General features: G+C 36.3%; 18 protein-coding genes. 3 read left to right on the forward strand and 15 right to left on the reverse strand.

The window, feature by feature from the left end; genetic code table 11:
* Positions 1-47: 47 nt before the first annotated feature.
* The 3 genes from AC07VD_RS10940 to AC07VD_RS10950 all read right to left on the reverse strand — a co-directional run bounded on the left by AC07VD_RS10940 (position 48) and on the right by AC07VD_RS10950 (position 2,768).
* The gene (locus AC07VD_RS10940; RefSeq protein WP_217003065.1) at positions 48-1,352 is read right to left on the reverse strand and encodes a hemolysin family protein; all 1,305 of its coding nucleotides are present in this window, start codon (positions 1,350-1,352) and stop codon (positions 48-50) included.
* A gap of 289 nt (positions 1,353-1,641) precedes the next feature.
* Positions 1,642-1,785 (reverse strand): YrzO family protein, encoded by a 144-nt coding sequence (locus AC07VD_RS10945; protein ID WP_014477437.1) that lies wholly within the window; start codon positions 1,783-1,785, stop codon positions 1,642-1,644.
* A gap of 17 nt (positions 1,786-1,802) precedes the next feature.
* Complete coding sequence (locus AC07VD_RS10950) at positions 1,803-2,768, reverse strand: DMT family transporter (RefSeq protein WP_212130109.1); 966 nt, start codon at positions 2,766-2,768, stop codon at positions 1,803-1,805.
* Between the two features lie 125 nt (positions 2,769-2,893).
* Between AC07VD_RS10950 and czcR the strand changes: the two genes are divergently transcribed.
* Positions 2,894-3,760 (forward strand): LysR family transcriptional regulator CzcR, encoded by an 867-nt coding sequence (czcR, locus tag AC07VD_RS10955; RefSeq protein ID WP_015251625.1) that lies wholly within the window; start codon positions 2,894-2,896, stop codon positions 3,758-3,760.
* 121 nt (positions 3,761-3,881) lie between these two features.
* On the opposite strand, the gene AC07VD_RS10960 is transcribed toward czcR, so the two are convergent.
* The 3 genes from AC07VD_RS10960 to AC07VD_RS10970 all read right to left on the reverse strand — a co-directional run bounded on the left by AC07VD_RS10960 (position 3,882) and on the right by AC07VD_RS10970 (position 6,615).
* Positions 3,882-4,919 carry a flavin-containing monooxygenase gene (locus AC07VD_RS10960; protein WP_217018186.1) on the reverse strand — a complete coding sequence of 346 codons (1,038 nt, stop codon included), beginning with the start codon at positions 4,917-4,919 and terminating at the stop codon, positions 3,882-3,884.
* Positions 4,920-5,006: 87 nt separating this feature from the next.
* On the reverse strand, positions 5,007-5,942 hold the full coding sequence (czcD, locus tag AC07VD_RS10965; RefSeq protein ID WP_130572608.1) for a CDF family zinc transporter CzcD: 936 nt from the start codon (positions 5,940-5,942) through the stop codon (positions 5,007-5,009).
* 283 nt (positions 5,943-6,225) lie between these two features.
* Entirely contained in the window at positions 6,226-6,615 is a 390-nt protein-coding gene (locus AC07VD_RS10970) for a tautomerase family protein (protein ID WP_024572236.1), read from the reverse strand.
* 363 nt (positions 6,616-6,978) lie between these two features.
* Between AC07VD_RS10970 and gltR the strand changes: the two genes are divergently transcribed.
* Complete coding sequence (gene gltR / locus AC07VD_RS10975; protein WP_042976658.1) at positions 6,979-7,869, forward strand: glutamate biosynthesis transcriptional regulator GltR; 891 nt, start codon at positions 6,979-6,981, stop codon at positions 7,867-7,869.
* Positions 7,870-8,027: 158 nt separating this feature from the next.
* Here the strand turns inward: gltR and AC07VD_RS10980 are convergent, their stop codons facing one another.
* The 8 genes from AC07VD_RS10980 to AC07VD_RS11015 form a co-directional block, all read right to left on the reverse strand.
* A complete protein-coding gene (locus tag AC07VD_RS10980) occupies positions 8,028-8,342 on the reverse strand; it encodes a molybdopterin-binding protein (protein ID WP_024571816.1) in 315 nt (104 codons plus the stop codon).
* 194 nt (positions 8,343-8,536) lie between these two features.
* Positions 8,537-9,859: a branched-chain amino acid transport system II carrier protein gene (gene brnQ, locus AC07VD_RS10985; protein WP_024571815.1), complete on the reverse strand. Its 1,323-nt coding sequence runs from the start codon at positions 9,857-9,859 to the stop codon at positions 8,537-8,539.
* Between the two features lie 164 nt (positions 9,860-10,023).
* Positions 10,024-10,356, reverse strand: a complete 333-nt coding sequence (azlD, locus tag AC07VD_RS10990) for a branched-chain amino acid transporter AzlD (protein ID WP_003245988.1) — start codon at positions 10,354-10,356, stop codon at positions 10,024-10,026.
* Complete coding sequence (gene azlC, locus AC07VD_RS10995) at positions 10,353-11,117, reverse strand: azaleucine resistance protein AzlC (RefSeq protein ID WP_019712540.1); 765 nt, start codon at positions 11,115-11,117, stop codon at positions 10,353-10,355. Before azlC ends, azlD begins: the two co-directional genes overlap by 4 nt.
* Before the next feature lie 12 nt (positions 11,118-11,129).
* A complete protein-coding gene (azlB, locus tag AC07VD_RS11000; protein WP_015251617.1) occupies positions 11,130-11,603 on the reverse strand; it encodes an azlBCD operon transcriptional regulator AzlB in 474 nt (157 codons plus the stop codon).
* Positions 11,604-11,934: 331 nt separating this feature from the next.
* On the reverse strand, positions 11,935-12,210 hold the full coding sequence (locus AC07VD_RS11005; RefSeq protein ID WP_124058715.1) for a barstar family protein: 276 nt from the start codon (positions 12,208-12,210) through the stop codon (positions 11,935-11,937).
* 271 nt (positions 12,211-12,481) lie between these two features.
* Positions 12,482-13,717 (reverse strand): cytochrome P450 family protein, encoded by a 1,236-nt coding sequence (locus tag AC07VD_RS11010; protein WP_101169743.1) that lies wholly within the window; start codon positions 13,715-13,717, stop codon positions 12,482-12,484.
* Positions 13,718-13,749: 32 nt separating this feature from the next.
* Positions 13,750-14,307: a GNAT family N-acetyltransferase gene (locus tag AC07VD_RS11015; RefSeq protein WP_254149939.1), complete on the reverse strand. Its 558-nt coding sequence runs from the start codon at positions 14,305-14,307 to the stop codon at positions 13,750-13,752.
* Between the two features lie 150 nt (positions 14,308-14,457).
* Here AC07VD_RS11015 and AC07VD_RS11020 point away from each other — a divergent pair, with 150 nt between their 5' ends.
* Positions 14,458-15,015 carry a TetR/AcrR family transcriptional regulator gene (locus AC07VD_RS11020; protein WP_217018175.1) on the forward strand — a complete coding sequence of 186 codons (558 nt, stop codon included), beginning with the start codon at positions 14,458-14,460 and terminating at the stop codon, positions 15,013-15,015.
* A 478-nt stretch (positions 15,016-15,493) separates the two neighbouring features.
* Here the strand turns inward: AC07VD_RS11020 and AC07VD_RS11025 are convergent, their stop codons facing one another.
* On the reverse strand, positions 15,494-16,468 hold the full coding sequence (locus AC07VD_RS11025) for a LacI family DNA-binding transcriptional regulator (protein WP_128738054.1): 975 nt from the start codon (positions 16,466-16,468) through the stop codon (positions 15,494-15,496).
* Between the last annotated feature and the right edge of the window lie 208 nt (positions 16,469-16,676).

Raw genomic sequence — 16,676 nt, forward strand, 5'->3', positions numbered from 1 at the left:
GCTTTAAGCATCTTATTAGTCAAAATCTCATGTGTTTTATCCAGATGTTATTCTTTTTTCCGGACAATTTCTAAATAATTAATATGCCGGCCAACTGTTTTGTGCACTTTAAAAATATACCCATCGGCTTCTATAACGGACCCAACTGCAGCGTCTATTTGTTGAGTCATAAACCAGCCGCCTATTGTATCCACTTCGTCACTTGCTAACGTCGTTCCCAATAAATCATTTACATCCTCAATGAGCACTTTCGAATTTAAGATATAGTGATTATCATTTACTTTTCTAATATCAGGCACTTCATCTTTATCAAATTCATCTCTGATTTCCCCAACAATTTCTTCAAGAATATCTTCAGCAGTGACTAAACCTGAAGTGCCGCCATATTCATCCACAAGAATAGCGATATGTGTTCGCTCTTTTTGCATTTTTACCAATAAATCATGAATTGGAACGGATTCAATAACATGGATAACAGGATTGATATGATTTTCTAACTTGAAATTCTCTTTTATCTTCTGGTCTGTGTCAATATAAGCTGACAAGAATTCTTTAGCATTGATAAAACCAATGATTGAATCTTTATCTCCATTTAGGACGGGGTACCTTGTATAGCTCTCTGTCTTAATGGTCTTAACAATAGTTTCATAAGAATCCTCACTAGAAATCGCTACGATCTCTCTTCTTGGAATCATAATTTCTTTGGCGATTCTTTCATCAAATTCAAAAATATTATTTACATATTTCAACTCATTTTTATTGATTTCACCGCTCTTATAGCTTTCAGACAGTAAGATGCGCAGTTCTTCTTCAGAATGAGCAAGTTCATGTTCTGATGCAGGTTTCAAACCGAAAAGTCCTACTATAAACCGGGCTGAACCATTTAAAAACCATATAAAAGGGAACAGGATGCGGTAAAACCAAATAATTGGCTTTGCAGTCAAAAGAGTGATGGTTTCCGCTTTTTGGATAGCGAGTGTTTTAGGAGCAAGCTCTCCAACTACAACGTGCAAAAAAGTCGCCATCACAAAAGCAATCACTAAGATCAATACATGTGAGACTGTTTCACTTACATGAAAATGAGCAAATAAGGGGTGCAGAATCACTTCAAAAGTCGATTCTCCGACCCAGCCAATTCCCAACGCTGTAACCGTGATCCCTAATTGACAAGCTGACAAATATTCGTCCAAATGAGTAATGACCTTTTTGGCTGATACGGCACCTTTTTTTCCCTCTAATATGAGTTGGTCAATTTTTGATGACCTAATCTTTACTATCGCAAATTCAGTCGCAACAAAAAATGCTGTTAAGACAATTAAAATAGTAAAGATTATAAGGTTAATGGTTGTCAATGATTTGCCTTACCTAGTAAGGCGTACACCTCCGATGTAAATATTTTCTTTTATTTTTATAACATCCTTTTTTTCTGAATAAACAAAAAACAGTATATATAACATTATAAGTTCAAAAGAACCTAAAATCAACTCTGAATGATGTAAATAATCATCTTTTTCCGCATGGAGAGTGGTTCCCATAGTCTTCAACTAACGATTAGTGGCGTTTTAAGGCTTAAAAAAGAAAGCAAAATAAAAACACACCTGAATTTTCTGGTGTGTTTCAATAATATCCAACCGTCTTGATTTATTTAATGTCTTTATTAAGGTTTTCTTTTAAAATTTGAATCAATTCCGCCTGTTGCTTTATATTTTTGCGGCCATTTCTATTAATTGCAGCAAGTTCACAGACAATTCCAGCTGAAATGAAAAACAATAAACCTTCAAACATTTTAAATCCCCCACCGTCTAACTGATAGTCAAATTTGTTTTTTCTTTTTGTAATACCTGCTTATAATCTTCCTTACGCTGATATATGTTATTTAAAATGAGTCCAATAATGACAAACAGTGTTCCTACTATATCAAATGCAGTTATGTTATATCCTTTGATCACCATGATTAACAATGTAGTAATGGGGACAAAGTTAATAAATAAAATCCCATTAATGGATGATAGGATTTTAATGCCATAGTTCCAACCAAGGAGGGCTATGATACCTGGTAAAGTAATCATAAATAAAAAATCATACTTAATTGCTGCAATCACTTTAATACTCGGTACCGACACGTAACCTTGCGCGGTAAGTATAGCTGTCATGATTCCTGTTATAGCTGTGCCGAATAAACATGTCAATGTTGAATAACGAAGTGTGGACCACTCTTGGAATAACTGTCCCCCCATTGTGTAGACAACCCATCCTAAAACACCAATTAATATAAAGAGTAGCGAGAATAGATGATCCCCTAATGAAAAAAAGAAACTTATATTACCTTTGGTTATGACCATCGAAGCCCCCAAAAAGGCAATCAATATACTGATCATTGTGTATTTTTTAGGTTTCACATGTTTATATCCCCATAGAATAACAATTGAAAGCATTGGCATGAGTGCCTCGGCAATGGATGCTGTCATAATTCCAGACTTCCCCATCAACCTTTGACCTAAAAAAATAAGAACATTGTATATAGTAAACGCCATCACCCCAAATAAAATGATCCATCTTGCTTTACCCTCTAAATGAAATGATTTCTTTCCTTCTCTCACCAATAATAAAATCACTAACATAATCGTTACCACACCGTAGCGAATAAATGAAAAATAAAACGGATCAACAAATTCTAATGCATGATCTGCAACTGGAAACATCGCGCCCCAAGACATACTTGCTACTAAACATGTAAGGGCACCAATGAATAATTGACCTTTTTTCATTGAATTCCCCTCCTTTTCTTTAAAATTACAATGAGAATTATAAAAAGAAGTAAGCATCAAGTAAAATGAACAAAAGTGATGAAAAACATCATTGATAATGATACTTTAATGAAGGAGGGATCTTCATGGAACTGCGAGACTTACAAATTTTCAAATGCGTAGCCCATCACAAGAGTATTACCGGTGCTGCAAAAGAGTTAAATTATGTACAATCTAATGTAACTGCGCGGATTAAGCAATTAGAAAATGAGCTCAAAACACCTCTTTTCAATCGCCATAAAAAAGGGGTTTCACTAAGCCCAGAGGGCCGAAAAATGATTGAATACGTTAACAAAATTTTGAAAGATGTTGAAGAACTGGAGCAAGTCTTTCTAGATACTGATATACCATCTGGAATATTAAAAATCGGTACAGTGGAAACAGTGAGGATACTGCCGACCATCATAGCTTCCTATTATAAAAAGTATCCTAATGTGGATTTATCATTGCAGGCTGGTCTAACAGAGGAACTTATTAAAAAGGTCATGAATCACGAATTAGACGGAGCTTTTATTTCAGGCCCTTTGAAACATTCTATTCTGGAACAATATGATGTTTATACTGAAAAACTTACTCTTGTAACCAGTAACAAAACGTTTAATATAGAGGATTTTTCAACGACTCCGATTCTTGTTTTTAACCAGGGGTGCGGGTATCGGTCTAGGCTTGAACAATGGCTCAAAGATGAAGGTGTGCTCCCAAACAGAATGATGGAATTTAACATCCTAGAGACAATCTTAAATAGTGTTGCACTTGGACTCGGTATAACAGTGGTACCGGAATCTGCTGTTATGCATCTAGCTGCACAAGGTAAGGTTTATTGCCACCCATTGCCTGAGAAAGATAGCTGTATCTCAACAATCTTTATACGCCATAAAGATGCGTACCTGACAAATTCAATGCGCAGCCTCCTTAAGACCATTGTTGAACATAAAAATATGAGTATGGCTTAAAGTGATTTTTCTCTTTCTATATTCTAACTTCTTAAATAAAAGAGAAGGCTCATCTCCACTTCGCTACCCTTATTCACAATAAAATAGAGCAGTAAACATGTGAGTTACTGCTCTGCTTCGTTTATTCACCGTTCATTTGTTTTACAATGTATTCAGCATCATTTCCTACGCCTTGAAGCAACGCTGAACCTCGCTTATGCTGCCAAGGCAAACCTATAAAGTACAATCCTTCTACAGGTGAAACACCTCTATGATGTATGATTCGACCTTCTTGATCCAAAACACCTTTTATATTTATCCAACATAAGGGATTCCTGAAACCAGTAGCCCAAATAATATTGTTTACTTCTAATGTAGATGAATCTTTAAAAATGATTTCATTTTGCTTTGCGGCAATGACTCTTTTTTTTAAGATGATCTTTTTCTGTTTTATTGCATGTTTTAATTCATGCCCAAATACTGGATCACCTTTCTTTTGAATGAATTTGCCTACTATTGATGTATGACTTGCATGTAAAACTCCTAGTTTATCAAACCACCAAAAGATGCTTCTTTTTCCGATCATTAAAGGGAAATAAACAAGTTTATTACTACAAGCTAAATATGTAACTCTTTCTTTGGATAATTCAACAGCTATCTGAGCACCACTATTCCCACCACCAACTACTAGTACATTTCCATGTACCAATTGTTTTGAATTCTTATATTGTGATGAGTGTAGTTGATTAATATTATCAGCTAAATCCTTTGATATTGATGGAAAATTAGGGGTATGAAAAGGACCTGTAGCAATGACAAGATTCTTCGTTTGATATTCTTCCCGATTTGTTTTTATTAAGAAATGATTCTTTATTTTTAGGACACTTATTACTTCTGTCCGTAATTGGATTGGAATTTCAAATTTTTTAACATATTTCTTTAGATAAGCAACAATTTCATTTTTTGAAGGAAATCCATGTTTTTCTCCTTCAAGATGCATTCCAGGCAAAGAGCTATACATTCGAGAAGTAAATAAAACTAATGAGTCATACCGATCTTTCCAGCTCTCCCCCACCTCATGACTTTTATCCAAAATAATAAACTTTTGATCGGACTGCTTAAGATAATATCCTATCGAGATCCCTGCTTGACCAGCCCCGATTACTATAGTGTCGTACACATTATCACCCCGCCAATTTCAAATTGTCAGTAGACAGAATCTGCAAAATGCTAGTTGATCTCCTCACTATAAAGTTAGATAAAAAATTTAATGGTGATGGTGGTCACGCGGCTTCTCAATTTTGGCCTGACAAAGGATCGCATTGTCGTGATTATGCGCTTCGGTTTCCATTTGAATGGTTACGTGCGTAATGCCTTTATGCTCAAGTTCATGTTCAATTTTGCGTAAAATATTTTCACTTTCTGAAATGGTCAGTTGACCGTCAACAACTGCGTGGCAAGAAAGAGCATTCAATCCGCTTGTGATAGACCATATGTGTAAATCATGAATGTTTTGAATTCCCTCTGTCCCTTCAATTGTACGAATGATATCATAGACATCGATATTTTCTGGAGTTCCTTCCATTAAGATGTGAATGGAATCTTTAGTCACATTGTAACCGCTTCTTAGAACAAGAATAGCCACAATGATACTAGCCAATGGGTCTGCCCAGCCCCATCCAAAGAAGATGATAAGTATGGCAGCTAAAATGGCACCTACAGAGCCGAGCATATCGCTTATTACATGTAAATAAGCTCCTCTTATATTCAGATTATTCTTCGTATCTCCGCCACTCATCATAATCCAAGCGACCAATAGATTCACAACTAACCCGATGATACTAATTGTAAGCATGCCGGTTGTTGCTACTTCTGGTGGATGAGAGAAGCGTTCGATTGCTTCATAAATGATATAAAGAGAAATAAGAATTAAGGCAGCACCGTTTATCACAGCTGCAAGAATCTCAAATCGTTTATAGCCGAATGTCTTATTGTGATTTGCCTTTTTTTCAGCTAATGTAAAAGCAATCAGGGCAACCATTAATGAAATTGAATCACTCAGCATATGGCCTGCATCAGATAAAAGCGCCAGGCTATTTGTTAAAAATCCACCTATAGCTTCTATTATCATATAAACTGTAATCATGATAAAAGAGATCAATAAAACCTTTTTATTTGCTCCTTCATTATGATTGTGACCCATAAAAAACTCCTCCTTACCCAAAGTTTATTGATACATATGTATTTATTATTTCAAATCTGTTATGAAGCATTCCAACATGATGTAATAATATTTATATATGATCATGTGCTCATATATAAATATATCTGTTCTTTACTGAAATGTCAAAATATTTTTTATGGAAATCTACAATACCTCCTTAATTATTCTCTAAAAAGCGGAGCAAACCCATGGTTTGCTCCGCTAACCTAGTTTCTCTATCCTTTTCCTTTTCTTCACTCAAGCATTTGAGGGTAGTATGCAACTACAATTTACCTGTTAAAAATTGGGCCTCACCAAGTCCAAAACTCCAGTCAGCATTATCATTTTCAACAATAGATACAATTAAATCAGTTGATGCGATACCACACTCAGATTCCAGTCTTTCGGCTAACAGCCTGTAAAATTTTTGTTTCTTCTCTGCCGGTCGGGATTTACTTGTAACTGAAAGAACAACAAGATTTTTAGTTCGGTTAAATCCTAACCCAGTATCCTCAATAATCATATGATTTTCTGGATGTTCATGAACAATTTGATAACGGTCTTGTTGAGGCACATCAAAAGCCTCTACTACAACATTGTGAGCGACATCTAAAAGTTTTTTCAAACTTGATTGATCTCGCCCTTCTATTAAGTCAAAACGAAGTAATGGCATAAAATTTCCTCCTTCTACTACAAATCAACAGTCTTTTTAATTTCATTCATTAGGTGTCAGCTATTTCCAAACAGCTGCTACATAATGTGCTTATTTTTATTCTTACTACATTAGAATAAAATAATTTCCCCAATAACCCCTTCATTCTGTTGTTAGTCAAGCCTATGTTATGATGTGTATTTCCATAGGCAATATACAGAATCAGATTCGAGTAATTAACCATTTTTTGAAATAGCCTTATCACTTACTCTAGAAATCATTTATTCTTCTAATCTTTAGTTTACATGAAACTCTGCTATCATATATAATTCAAAATTAAGATGGATGACATCTCAAAATCAGATATCAACTATGGAGGACTACATGAATATTCAGTTGTTACAGGTTTTTCTCACTACTGCTCGTGAAGGCAGTATTTCCAAGGCTGCTCAGACTTTAAATTATGCACAATCGAATGTAACGAATAAGATACAACAACTAGAAAACGATTTACAGACAAAATTATTCTATCGCCATAGTCGAGGAATCACACTTACTCCCCCAGGGCAAATTCTTGTTTCTTACTCAGAGAAAATTCTACATACTATTGAAGAAGCTAGAGCAGCCATGGGCGAATCATCAGCGCCTTCTGGGCCACTGCGTATAGGATCAATGGAAACAACAGCTGCAGTTTGGCTTCCTCAACTCCTTGCACATTATAATAACCTCTATCCAAATGTTGATTTGAACCTAGTAACCGGCCCTACGGAACAACAAATACAAGCAGTTTTACATTATGAGTTAAACGGCGCTTTTATTTCAGGGCCTATTGAACACCCTGATTTAGTTCAAGAAAAGGTATTGGATGAAGAGATGGTTCTTGTTACAAGCGCTTCACACCCTGTGATTTCTTCCATTCAGGATGTTCAAACACAAACAATGCTTGTATTCCGTGAAGGATGCTCTTACAGAGCAAAGCTCAATCATATCCTGCAAGAAGAAGGTTTATTACCTATAAAATTAATGGAATTTGGCATACTTGAAGCGATCATTGGCTGTGTAAGCGCCGGCTTGGGGATTTCACTGCTGCCTCGTTCAATCATTGCTTCGCATGAAAAAGAAGGCCGCATCCGCAGCCACACTATCTCTGACAAATATTCTTTCGTATCAACCATGTTTATAAGGCGGAAAGACACTTTAATTACCCCTGCTTTATCTGCTTTTTTAACGCATATGAGGGATCATTTTCAGGTAAAGAGGCCAGATCAATCGTAAATAAATGGATGGAAGGCAGGCTTCGCCTCAACATACCCCTGATCAGTTGTCTGATATAAAAATATAGGCGCATCTCATTGTTTGTATAGAGCAAAAAAAGCAAACTTCGGTATGTAGTTTGCTTTTTCTTCGTGATTTCGCACTCTGAATCGTGAAACCTAGCCGATATTAGGATGTAGATTTTCTTCATTCAAAGAATTTTGAACGAAGATCATTGCCCTAGACACTTGGTTGCGTCTTGAAGTTAAAGGCTGACTATTTCCTAAAGAGTCAGTCGCTCTCACAACTATTAAATATTCACCTACAGATTTCGGGTGCCAACGGAAAGAGAATTTCTGCCACTCAACACTCTTACGACCTTCAACTTGAGCTTCTTTCCAACTCTCTCCTCCATCAGTGGATACTTCAACTGTTACAATTGGATGTTCTGCCCATGTCCAACCGAAAATATCAATCTCTTCAAGTTCAACCAATTGTCCATTCGGCGGATAGTATTCGTGATTGTAAACTCCTTGATCAATTACCGGATGTTCTTCCTACCTTACGAAGAGGCGAAGCAGGAGGAAGGATGATTGTAAATTTGGTTGATCACATTTAATAAGCAATGCAACCGGCGAACAAGCACTTTGTCCTTCCTGCAGATCTGAGTGATATTGCTGTTGATTGATCAACTTGTTTTTGTTCGGAATATACTCAGTATATAGCCGCATATTCCTCCTGCAATAGCTGGAATGAGCCACCCCAGCCCTATGTTATACATAGGAAGAATCTGAGTGAAAATACGATTCACAACTTCAATTTTTATTCCAGCCTCCTTCAAACCGTCAAATAGGCTGATGATGAATGCGAATAATAAACTGCCTTGATACACTTCTGTCTTCCCTTTAAATACAGAATGCAAAAACGTTAAAAATATTAAGGAAATCGCGATAGGATACATCGTCAGTAAGACAGGCATTGACACCTTAATGAGCTGGGTTAATCCTATATTTGCGACAAGCGTACTAAACACTGATAAAACGACAGCAATTTTTTTATAAGAAATGTTCGGAAATAATTCATGAAAAAATGAAGAACACGCAGTGATCAGTCCGACACTTGTCGTCAGACACGCCACTGTAATCATTAAGCCCAATAAGATTGAACCATAAGAACCAAAATAATAGGATGAAACCTTAGCCAAAACCTCTGCTCCATTTTCTAAAATCCCCAGTTCTTCAACGCTGGAAGCCCCCATATAGGAAAGGGCTGTATACATAACTGCTAAGAGTACAGCTGCAATCGCGGCTGCTTTTGCACAAACACCCATCAGCTGTTTTTTGGTAGAAGCTCCTTGTTCTTTCAATGCATTCACGATGATAATTCCAAAAACAAATGCTACAAGGGCATCCAGAGTGAGGTATCCTTCCTGAAATCCTTTAAAAAACGCTTGTGATGTGTACCCTTTTGATGGTGCTTGAATGGTTCCAATTGGGCGAATAAGAGCTACCACTACAAGCAATCCGATAAATGTCAGCTTAATTGGCGTCAAAAATTTACCAACTATATCAATGATTTTTGTAGGATTGAGTGATAACAAGCATGCCAATGCGAAAAACAATATTGTAAATATGATCAATGAGACAGGGCTTGCATCATTTGATAAAAAAGGTTTTACTCCAATTTCAAACGATACGTTTCCTGATCTCGGGATAGCGAAAAAAGGCCCGATTGCCAAATAGAGAATCGTCGTAAATACAATGCCAAACACCGGGTGAACACGGCTGGCTAACGACTGTAAGTTTTGTTTACCCGAAAAAACAAATGCTGTTATAGCCAGTAATGGCAATCCAACTCCGGTCACTAAGAAACCTGCATTAGCGACCCATACATTTTTCCCGGCCAATTGACCAAGCATAGGCGGAAAAATGAGATTTCCTGCTCCAAAAAACAATGCAAATAGCATTAATCCTATAATGATGATATAGGAAGCAGACACTTTTTTTGACATTATATATCCTCCGATTAAAGTAGACACTTCTTGAATAGCCAGGAAACATTACAGATGCTATTTGCACTGGCACAGTGTTGATTCCAAAATAAGCTTGTGTCAGTTTTATATATTTTTATCAAGTTCAATAAAAGCATGATCATTTTGATCGTTTCCGATATCGGTTAAAAAACCAATTGCACCAAAACCATATAAACAACGGTTCCCCCCGCTATGGAAAGAAGCATATTTTTCTTCCACAAGTGAAGCAGTACAACAGCAGCTGCTCCAACCAATTCAGGAATGCCATGACTTCCAGAAAGTAGACTCACATCTTTCAAACAATAAATAACCAAAAGCCCGATTACCGCTGATGGCAGCACTTTACCAAGATACTGTACATATTTCGGTGTCGGTTTGCCAGACGGGAAAATCATGAATGGAAGGAACCGTGTCAGCATTGTTCCAAGCACGACCATTGCAATGGTGATCATTTGCTGCGTCATAGTCATCGTCATACGGAAACCTCAGCTTTCTCCAATGGTTTTCTCAGAACAGTCAGTACCCCTAAAATGGCGAGCATAGCAGGAATAATAAATTGGTTTCCGCCAAAAAGGATAAGACAGGCTACTGAAAGTCCAAGTCCTGTGAGAGCACTGTAATGCTTTTTCTCTTTCATCCATTGTTCTATGAATATCACAATAAACAGAGCAGTCATCACAAAATCAAGCCCTTCGGTATTAAACTTCACGTACGACCCAAAAATACCTCCTATCGCTGCCCCCGCGACCCAATATAAATGATTAAGCAGTGTCACAAAAAACATAAACCAGCCCTTATCAACATTCGCCGGAACATTAGCGGTATAATTGATAGAAAATGATTCATCGCACATTCCGAAAATCAGATAAAGCTTTTTCTTTCCAGTCCCCCTGTACTTATCCAACATGGAAATTCCATAAAACAAATGCCGGGCATTGACCATTAACGTCAAAAAAAGAGCATTCATAGGGTTGAACGCACCAAGTAAAAAATTCGCTGCAACAAACTCCATTGAGCCCGCAAATATCATAAAACTCATGATGATTGGATAGATTGCGCTAAATCCCAAAGAATGCATAAAGATTCCATAAGCTATCCCCAAAAACAAAAACCCCGCAAAAATCGGAATGGTATATGGGAATGCAGAACGAAATGCAGCCCATATTTGACTTCTCTTATTCATATGAGTGTTTATAGCAGAAGAGCTTAAATGTAACGATTCTTTATTTTTATTCAAATCAACAACCTCCTACATTTCATCAATTGGCACACTGACAGTTCTTTTTTCTGTACTCATGACTATGCTTGTGTCAACTCCACTAATAGCAGGGTTCTGCATTAATGAATCAATGATAAAATTCCGATAACTCTCCATGTCCTTCGCCACAATCTTAAGCATATAGTCATGGCTTCCTGTAAGTGTGTAGCATTCTTGAACCTGTGGGAATTTGTTTATATCCTCTAAAAATGAATGAATTGTCTCCCTATTTAAAGGTGATAAGTTGATGAGAGCTAGTGCTGTGACTTCGATTCCAAGTTTTTTCTCATCAACAATAGTCGTAAACTTTTTAATTATACCTGCTTCTACTAGGTTCTTTGTTCTTGCAAGGCAAGCTGATGGTGAAAGCCCAATTTTCTTAGATAAATTTAGATTTGATATTGAAGCATCTTCCTGCAATTCTCTTAAGATGGCCTTATCAGTTTCGTCAAGCATAATACCCATTTCATAACCCTCAATACCCTTAACAGAATTATATTTCATCCAATTTAAATAATAACGAATTTTTATTCGTCGATAAAATATTATTTAAATTTAAATCCTTTTAAAATATTATTCACAGAATAAAATTATCCTTGATATTAACTCATAATTAAATTAACTTACATCAGAAAGAAGTCATGGGAGAGTTATGTACTTGTGTGACTTGATACCAACATCATAAGAAACTTATCAGAAGCCAAAAAGTTATTGCGGTCTCACCGAAAATTTAATTTGCGGTGCCCATTGCCTTTTTCCGCGAACGAAAATTGTTAAAATTCGCAAAACAGAAAGTCTACTCTATTATTATTTTAAATTCGTCCTTTAGTTCCTCTTGAGCCTCTTGTAAAACTTCTAATACATCGTCAGCGTATGAACCTAAAAGTGTATTGCTGAACTCAAAATTTTTCAAGACTAAAGTGAGCGGCAAATCCACCCACCCTGTCAGGCAATCCCATAAAGCGTCTAAATTTCTCACATAGTAGTCTGGGAAGTCTAATTTATCTTTTAAAACATCATGTAAAACTTCTATATTTTCAAAGTCTCTTCCATCTATCATTATTTTTCTCATTAGAAACTGTGCCCTCCATTATTTTATCTTAACAAATGTTTACTAAGTAACAGCTGTTTGTCCAAATGAGGCTGAAAACAAATAAAAAACACCGATAGGATGAAACTATTGGTGTTTGCAAAACATTTTCATGCCCGGTAGGCATAAATAATGCTAAACTTTGTTTTTGAAAAGCTATCATATCAAATTTTTATGTTACAGCTTTTACTATCGTTTAATCTAATTGAGGAGTAAAACAAGATATGTTTGAAAATCACATATCCCCAAAAAATTAAAAACTAAGCGGCAGTTCTTCGAGTGCTCTCATCAGAAAATTCCCTTTCCATTTCATTTGTTCCTTTTCGCCTTTTAACTGTATATTTGGACAGCGGCGTAATAAGGTGGACATCGCAATCTTTGCTTCTAAGCGGGCTAGCTGTGCACCAAGACAAAAATGATTGCCATGGCCAAAAGCAATATGGCGGTTGTTCTTTCTTTCAATATCAAATATGTCGGCAGTTGGAAATATCTTTTCATCACGGTTTGCTGATGCTAAAGAAATGATGATCACATCTTTCCGTTTAATCTCCTGCCCATGCAGTATAAAAGGTTCAGCCGTCCAGCGAATTGTCGTTAGCTCAACAGGGCTGTGAAACCGCAATGCTTCTTCTATGGCTGAATTCATCAAGTCTGGCTGCTGGCGGAGCTTTTCAAATTGATCACCGTGACACATCAGAGCATATGTCATATTGGTGATTAAGTTTACGGTTGTTTCATGACCTGCAACGATAAGCAGCATAATCATCGAGTACAATTCTTCTGTACTTAATTGTGTGCCTTCACTTTCCGCTTGAATTAATGCACTGATTAAATCTCCTGCAGGCTCGCTCCTTTTTTTGCGAACTAAGGATTCCAGATATTCAACAAATTCTCCTAATAAATGATCATTCTCCTGAAGTCTTTCAGGAGCATCTGAAAAATCAATAATTACTTGCGACCACACTCTGAATTTTTGACGATCTTCTAGGGGAATGCCAAGCATTTCACTTATCACGATAATCGGCAAAGGAAACGCAAAATCGTCTACTAGGTTCATGAGTTTGTTGGGCTGTACTTTATCCAATAAAGAATCTGCTATATGTTGGATTTTGTTTTCCAACTGCAAAATCATCCGATGAGTAAATGCTTTCTGAACAAGAGTTCGCAAACGATTGTGATCCGGGGGATCTGAATTAAGCATATGCTTTGTTAAAGGCTCTTCATTCTTCAACAGAACAGGACGGTTCTCTTCTTTTGCGGTTATTACATTTTCATAGTTTTTCTTTAATTTTTCATTCTTTAATAAATGTATTGCATCATCATATCTCGATATGAGCCAGCCTTTCCCCAGAGCTCCTAAAGATAATGGGTAGAGAGGCTGTGATTTTCGCAATTCTTTATAAAATTCATACGCTTCATCTTTAAATGTTCTCGAAGACAATTGACTTTCCGTCAAAATGGTTACACTCTTTTTTTCTTTTGAAGACATTCATTCGACCTCCATCTTTATGAAAGGTTATGTTAATCTTTAAATATAAAATCAGTACGATTTATAAAATGTCTATTGAGATCAGTATTCATGATGAGGGCCAAGATGCCTCCCCCGCATTTTGAAATAAAAGGTATGAGACAGTCATTAATCATTTTGCTGCCTAAACTCTTTCCCTGATAAAATGGCGAAACTCCTAATACTTCTAAATACCATGCTGGCTCTTTTAAGGATTTGGAGGATTTTTCAGCCTCATTAGTCACCGTCAACATGTTCAATACTGAAAATCCCTCCATTTTGATTAATGTTATCCCCCCTGCTGCTATATAATCGATCAAGTTAATGTCAGGTTTATCACGATGTTTTAATAGAGCGGCAACAACAATTTCACCATTCTGAATACCAACAAAACAGAAATGCTTTTTAAAATATGCTTTTGTTAGTACTTTATGCATTTCAAAAATAAATGAACGATCTTTTTTTTCGCGTTTTACGAGTAAATCCATAAAAGGATATTGATTGAAAGATTCATGGAATAGATTTGTCACTTTGTTTACTTCATCAGCTCTTGCTTGTCGATAATGAAACATTGATACACCTCCTTTTCCAATAAACATTTTTTGACTCATGAACACATGTTCATTATAATGGTAAGAAAATTTGAGTATCAATCTGCAATTTAGCTGTACATGTTCATTAATGAACAATACATGATAAATTGTATATTAACGGAGGACGCTATGGGGGACAGACGATCAATCAAGACAAAAAGTGCTATAAAACATGCCTTTTTAGAGTTGCTTCAGGAAAAAGAAATCAACAAAATAACTGTTTCCGAATTATCTAAAGAAGCCGATATAGGCCGAGGCACCTTTTATCTTCACTACAAAGACGTTTTTGAATTGTATGAACAGATCGAAGACGAAATATTTCAACAGCTAGGAAGCATTTATGATGCATCTTTTCCAAGTGATGATCCACTGAACATACTGACCTTTATAGAAAAAACGACAGAATACATATACCAAAACATCGAAATTTTCACATTGTTAACAAAACCAAAAATGAATGTCCTTTCAATCAACAAACTAAAAGAGTTTTTCAAAACAAAAATGATTGAGGAATTGAGCATGATACAATCAGCAAAATCAATTACCGAAATTGAGAAATTTGAAACAACATTTATCGTTTCAGGTGTGGTAGGAATTATAGAAGAATGGATTAACAATGGGATGATAAAAACACCTACTTGTATCTCTAATAACATTCATCAATTGTTATTAAAATTTGAAGATTAGCATGTAAAGAAGGAGACTTTGTGTAAATCCAATAGATTGCGCAGAGAGGTCCTGTGTTATTTCACATGCATATACCCTTGTGAATTTGGTCCCGCTGGGAAAGAAGTAATGAAAAAGCGAATCGCGAAAACAAACCAGTTCTCGAATCTATTAGATATAGTGAGCTCGGGTAGCTACACGCACATGGCATTGGTGGCATGTTTGGATACCTTTAAGAGAATCAACATATAAATAAAAACATACCAATATCATTTGGTATGTTTTCTTTTTGAAATAGATCCTCTGCAAATAATCTTTCTCAAACCTTATAACAAATTTTTAACAAGAGAATAATTTTGGTTCAAAATTCAAAATCAAATCTTGTTTCTCATTTTATGCGTATCAAATGTAGAACAAGCCAATCAATTAGAAGCGTTAAAAGGCCATCTATAAAAACAGATCATCTAACTAACTCCATGGAACTCTTCTAACATGTTTATTACGTCGTCCCACCTTCGGAAAGCTGTATGGGCAAATATGTTTCAAGTGGTAAATCATCAAATTCGCCTTCAATTTGTTTTTCTAAAATCTCAATGGCCGTTTTGGAAATTAATTCGATCGGCTGTTGAATAGTAGTCAATTCTGGCAGAATAGCCTGAATGGTTTCTGTACCGTCATAACCAATCACTTTTAATTGACCTGGAATGTCTTTTCCGCGTTTTTTGGCTTCCGTAATGACTCCTGCAGCTATGATATCATCACTGGCAAAAATCCCGTCAACTGCAGGCTGTTCATCAAATAGTTTTGAAATAATGTTCCTGTAGTTATCATGAAATGACACTTCATATGTAATAGGCTGTCTTCCGTGTTCACGCATAACATCTTCATATGCTTTTCTCCTGAGATTTGCAGGCGTTTCAAGTTCAATCGGCCCATTGATGTGAATGATGTGCTGACAGTCCTTTTTTATCAATAGTTCTGCAGCCTTTTTGCCTCCGTCAAAGTTGTCTGAGCCGACGACAGGAACTGTTTCCGATAAGTAATGGTCAATTGCGACAATCGGCAGATTTTGCTGGTGATAATTGAGTATTCCCCTGTTGTAAGTGACGGCGATGACGCCATCCACTTGATTTCTGATCAGCATTTCAAGATATTTTTCTTCTTTATCTATTCGATTTAAACTGTTGCAAAGCAGCAGTTTATAGCCCCTAGACGTGCATATGCTTTCAATAAAAAAGGCGAGTTCGCCGAAAAACGGATTGCTGGAGTTTGGAATGATAAGCCCTATTAAATTAGTACGCTTTCGAAATAAAGAACGGGCCAAATCATTTGGAAAGTAATTGATTTCTTCCATCGCCTTGTAAACTTTATCTTTTGTTTTTTCGCTTATATAGCCGCGATTATTTAATACCCTCGAAACGGTTGTAGATGAAACTCCCGCTAATTTTGCAACATCGTGAATGCTAGGCTTCATTCCCTTTCCCCCTGCTTTTACTGAAATGGCTTACAATTCTCGTCACGCACTTATTTTAGAGAATCAGCCTGACATGTGCAAGGATTTTCCATAGTTCGTAGTATATACTCAAGTTCGTTCTTTAAATTTAGAATTATGCATAAATTTATGTCAACCGGTTGACATAAGAAACCGGTTGACATACAATTCTTCTTGAAAGCGCTTTTAC

The sequence above is a fragment of the Bacillus sp. GW821-FHT01G09 genome (assembly GCF_059422205.1).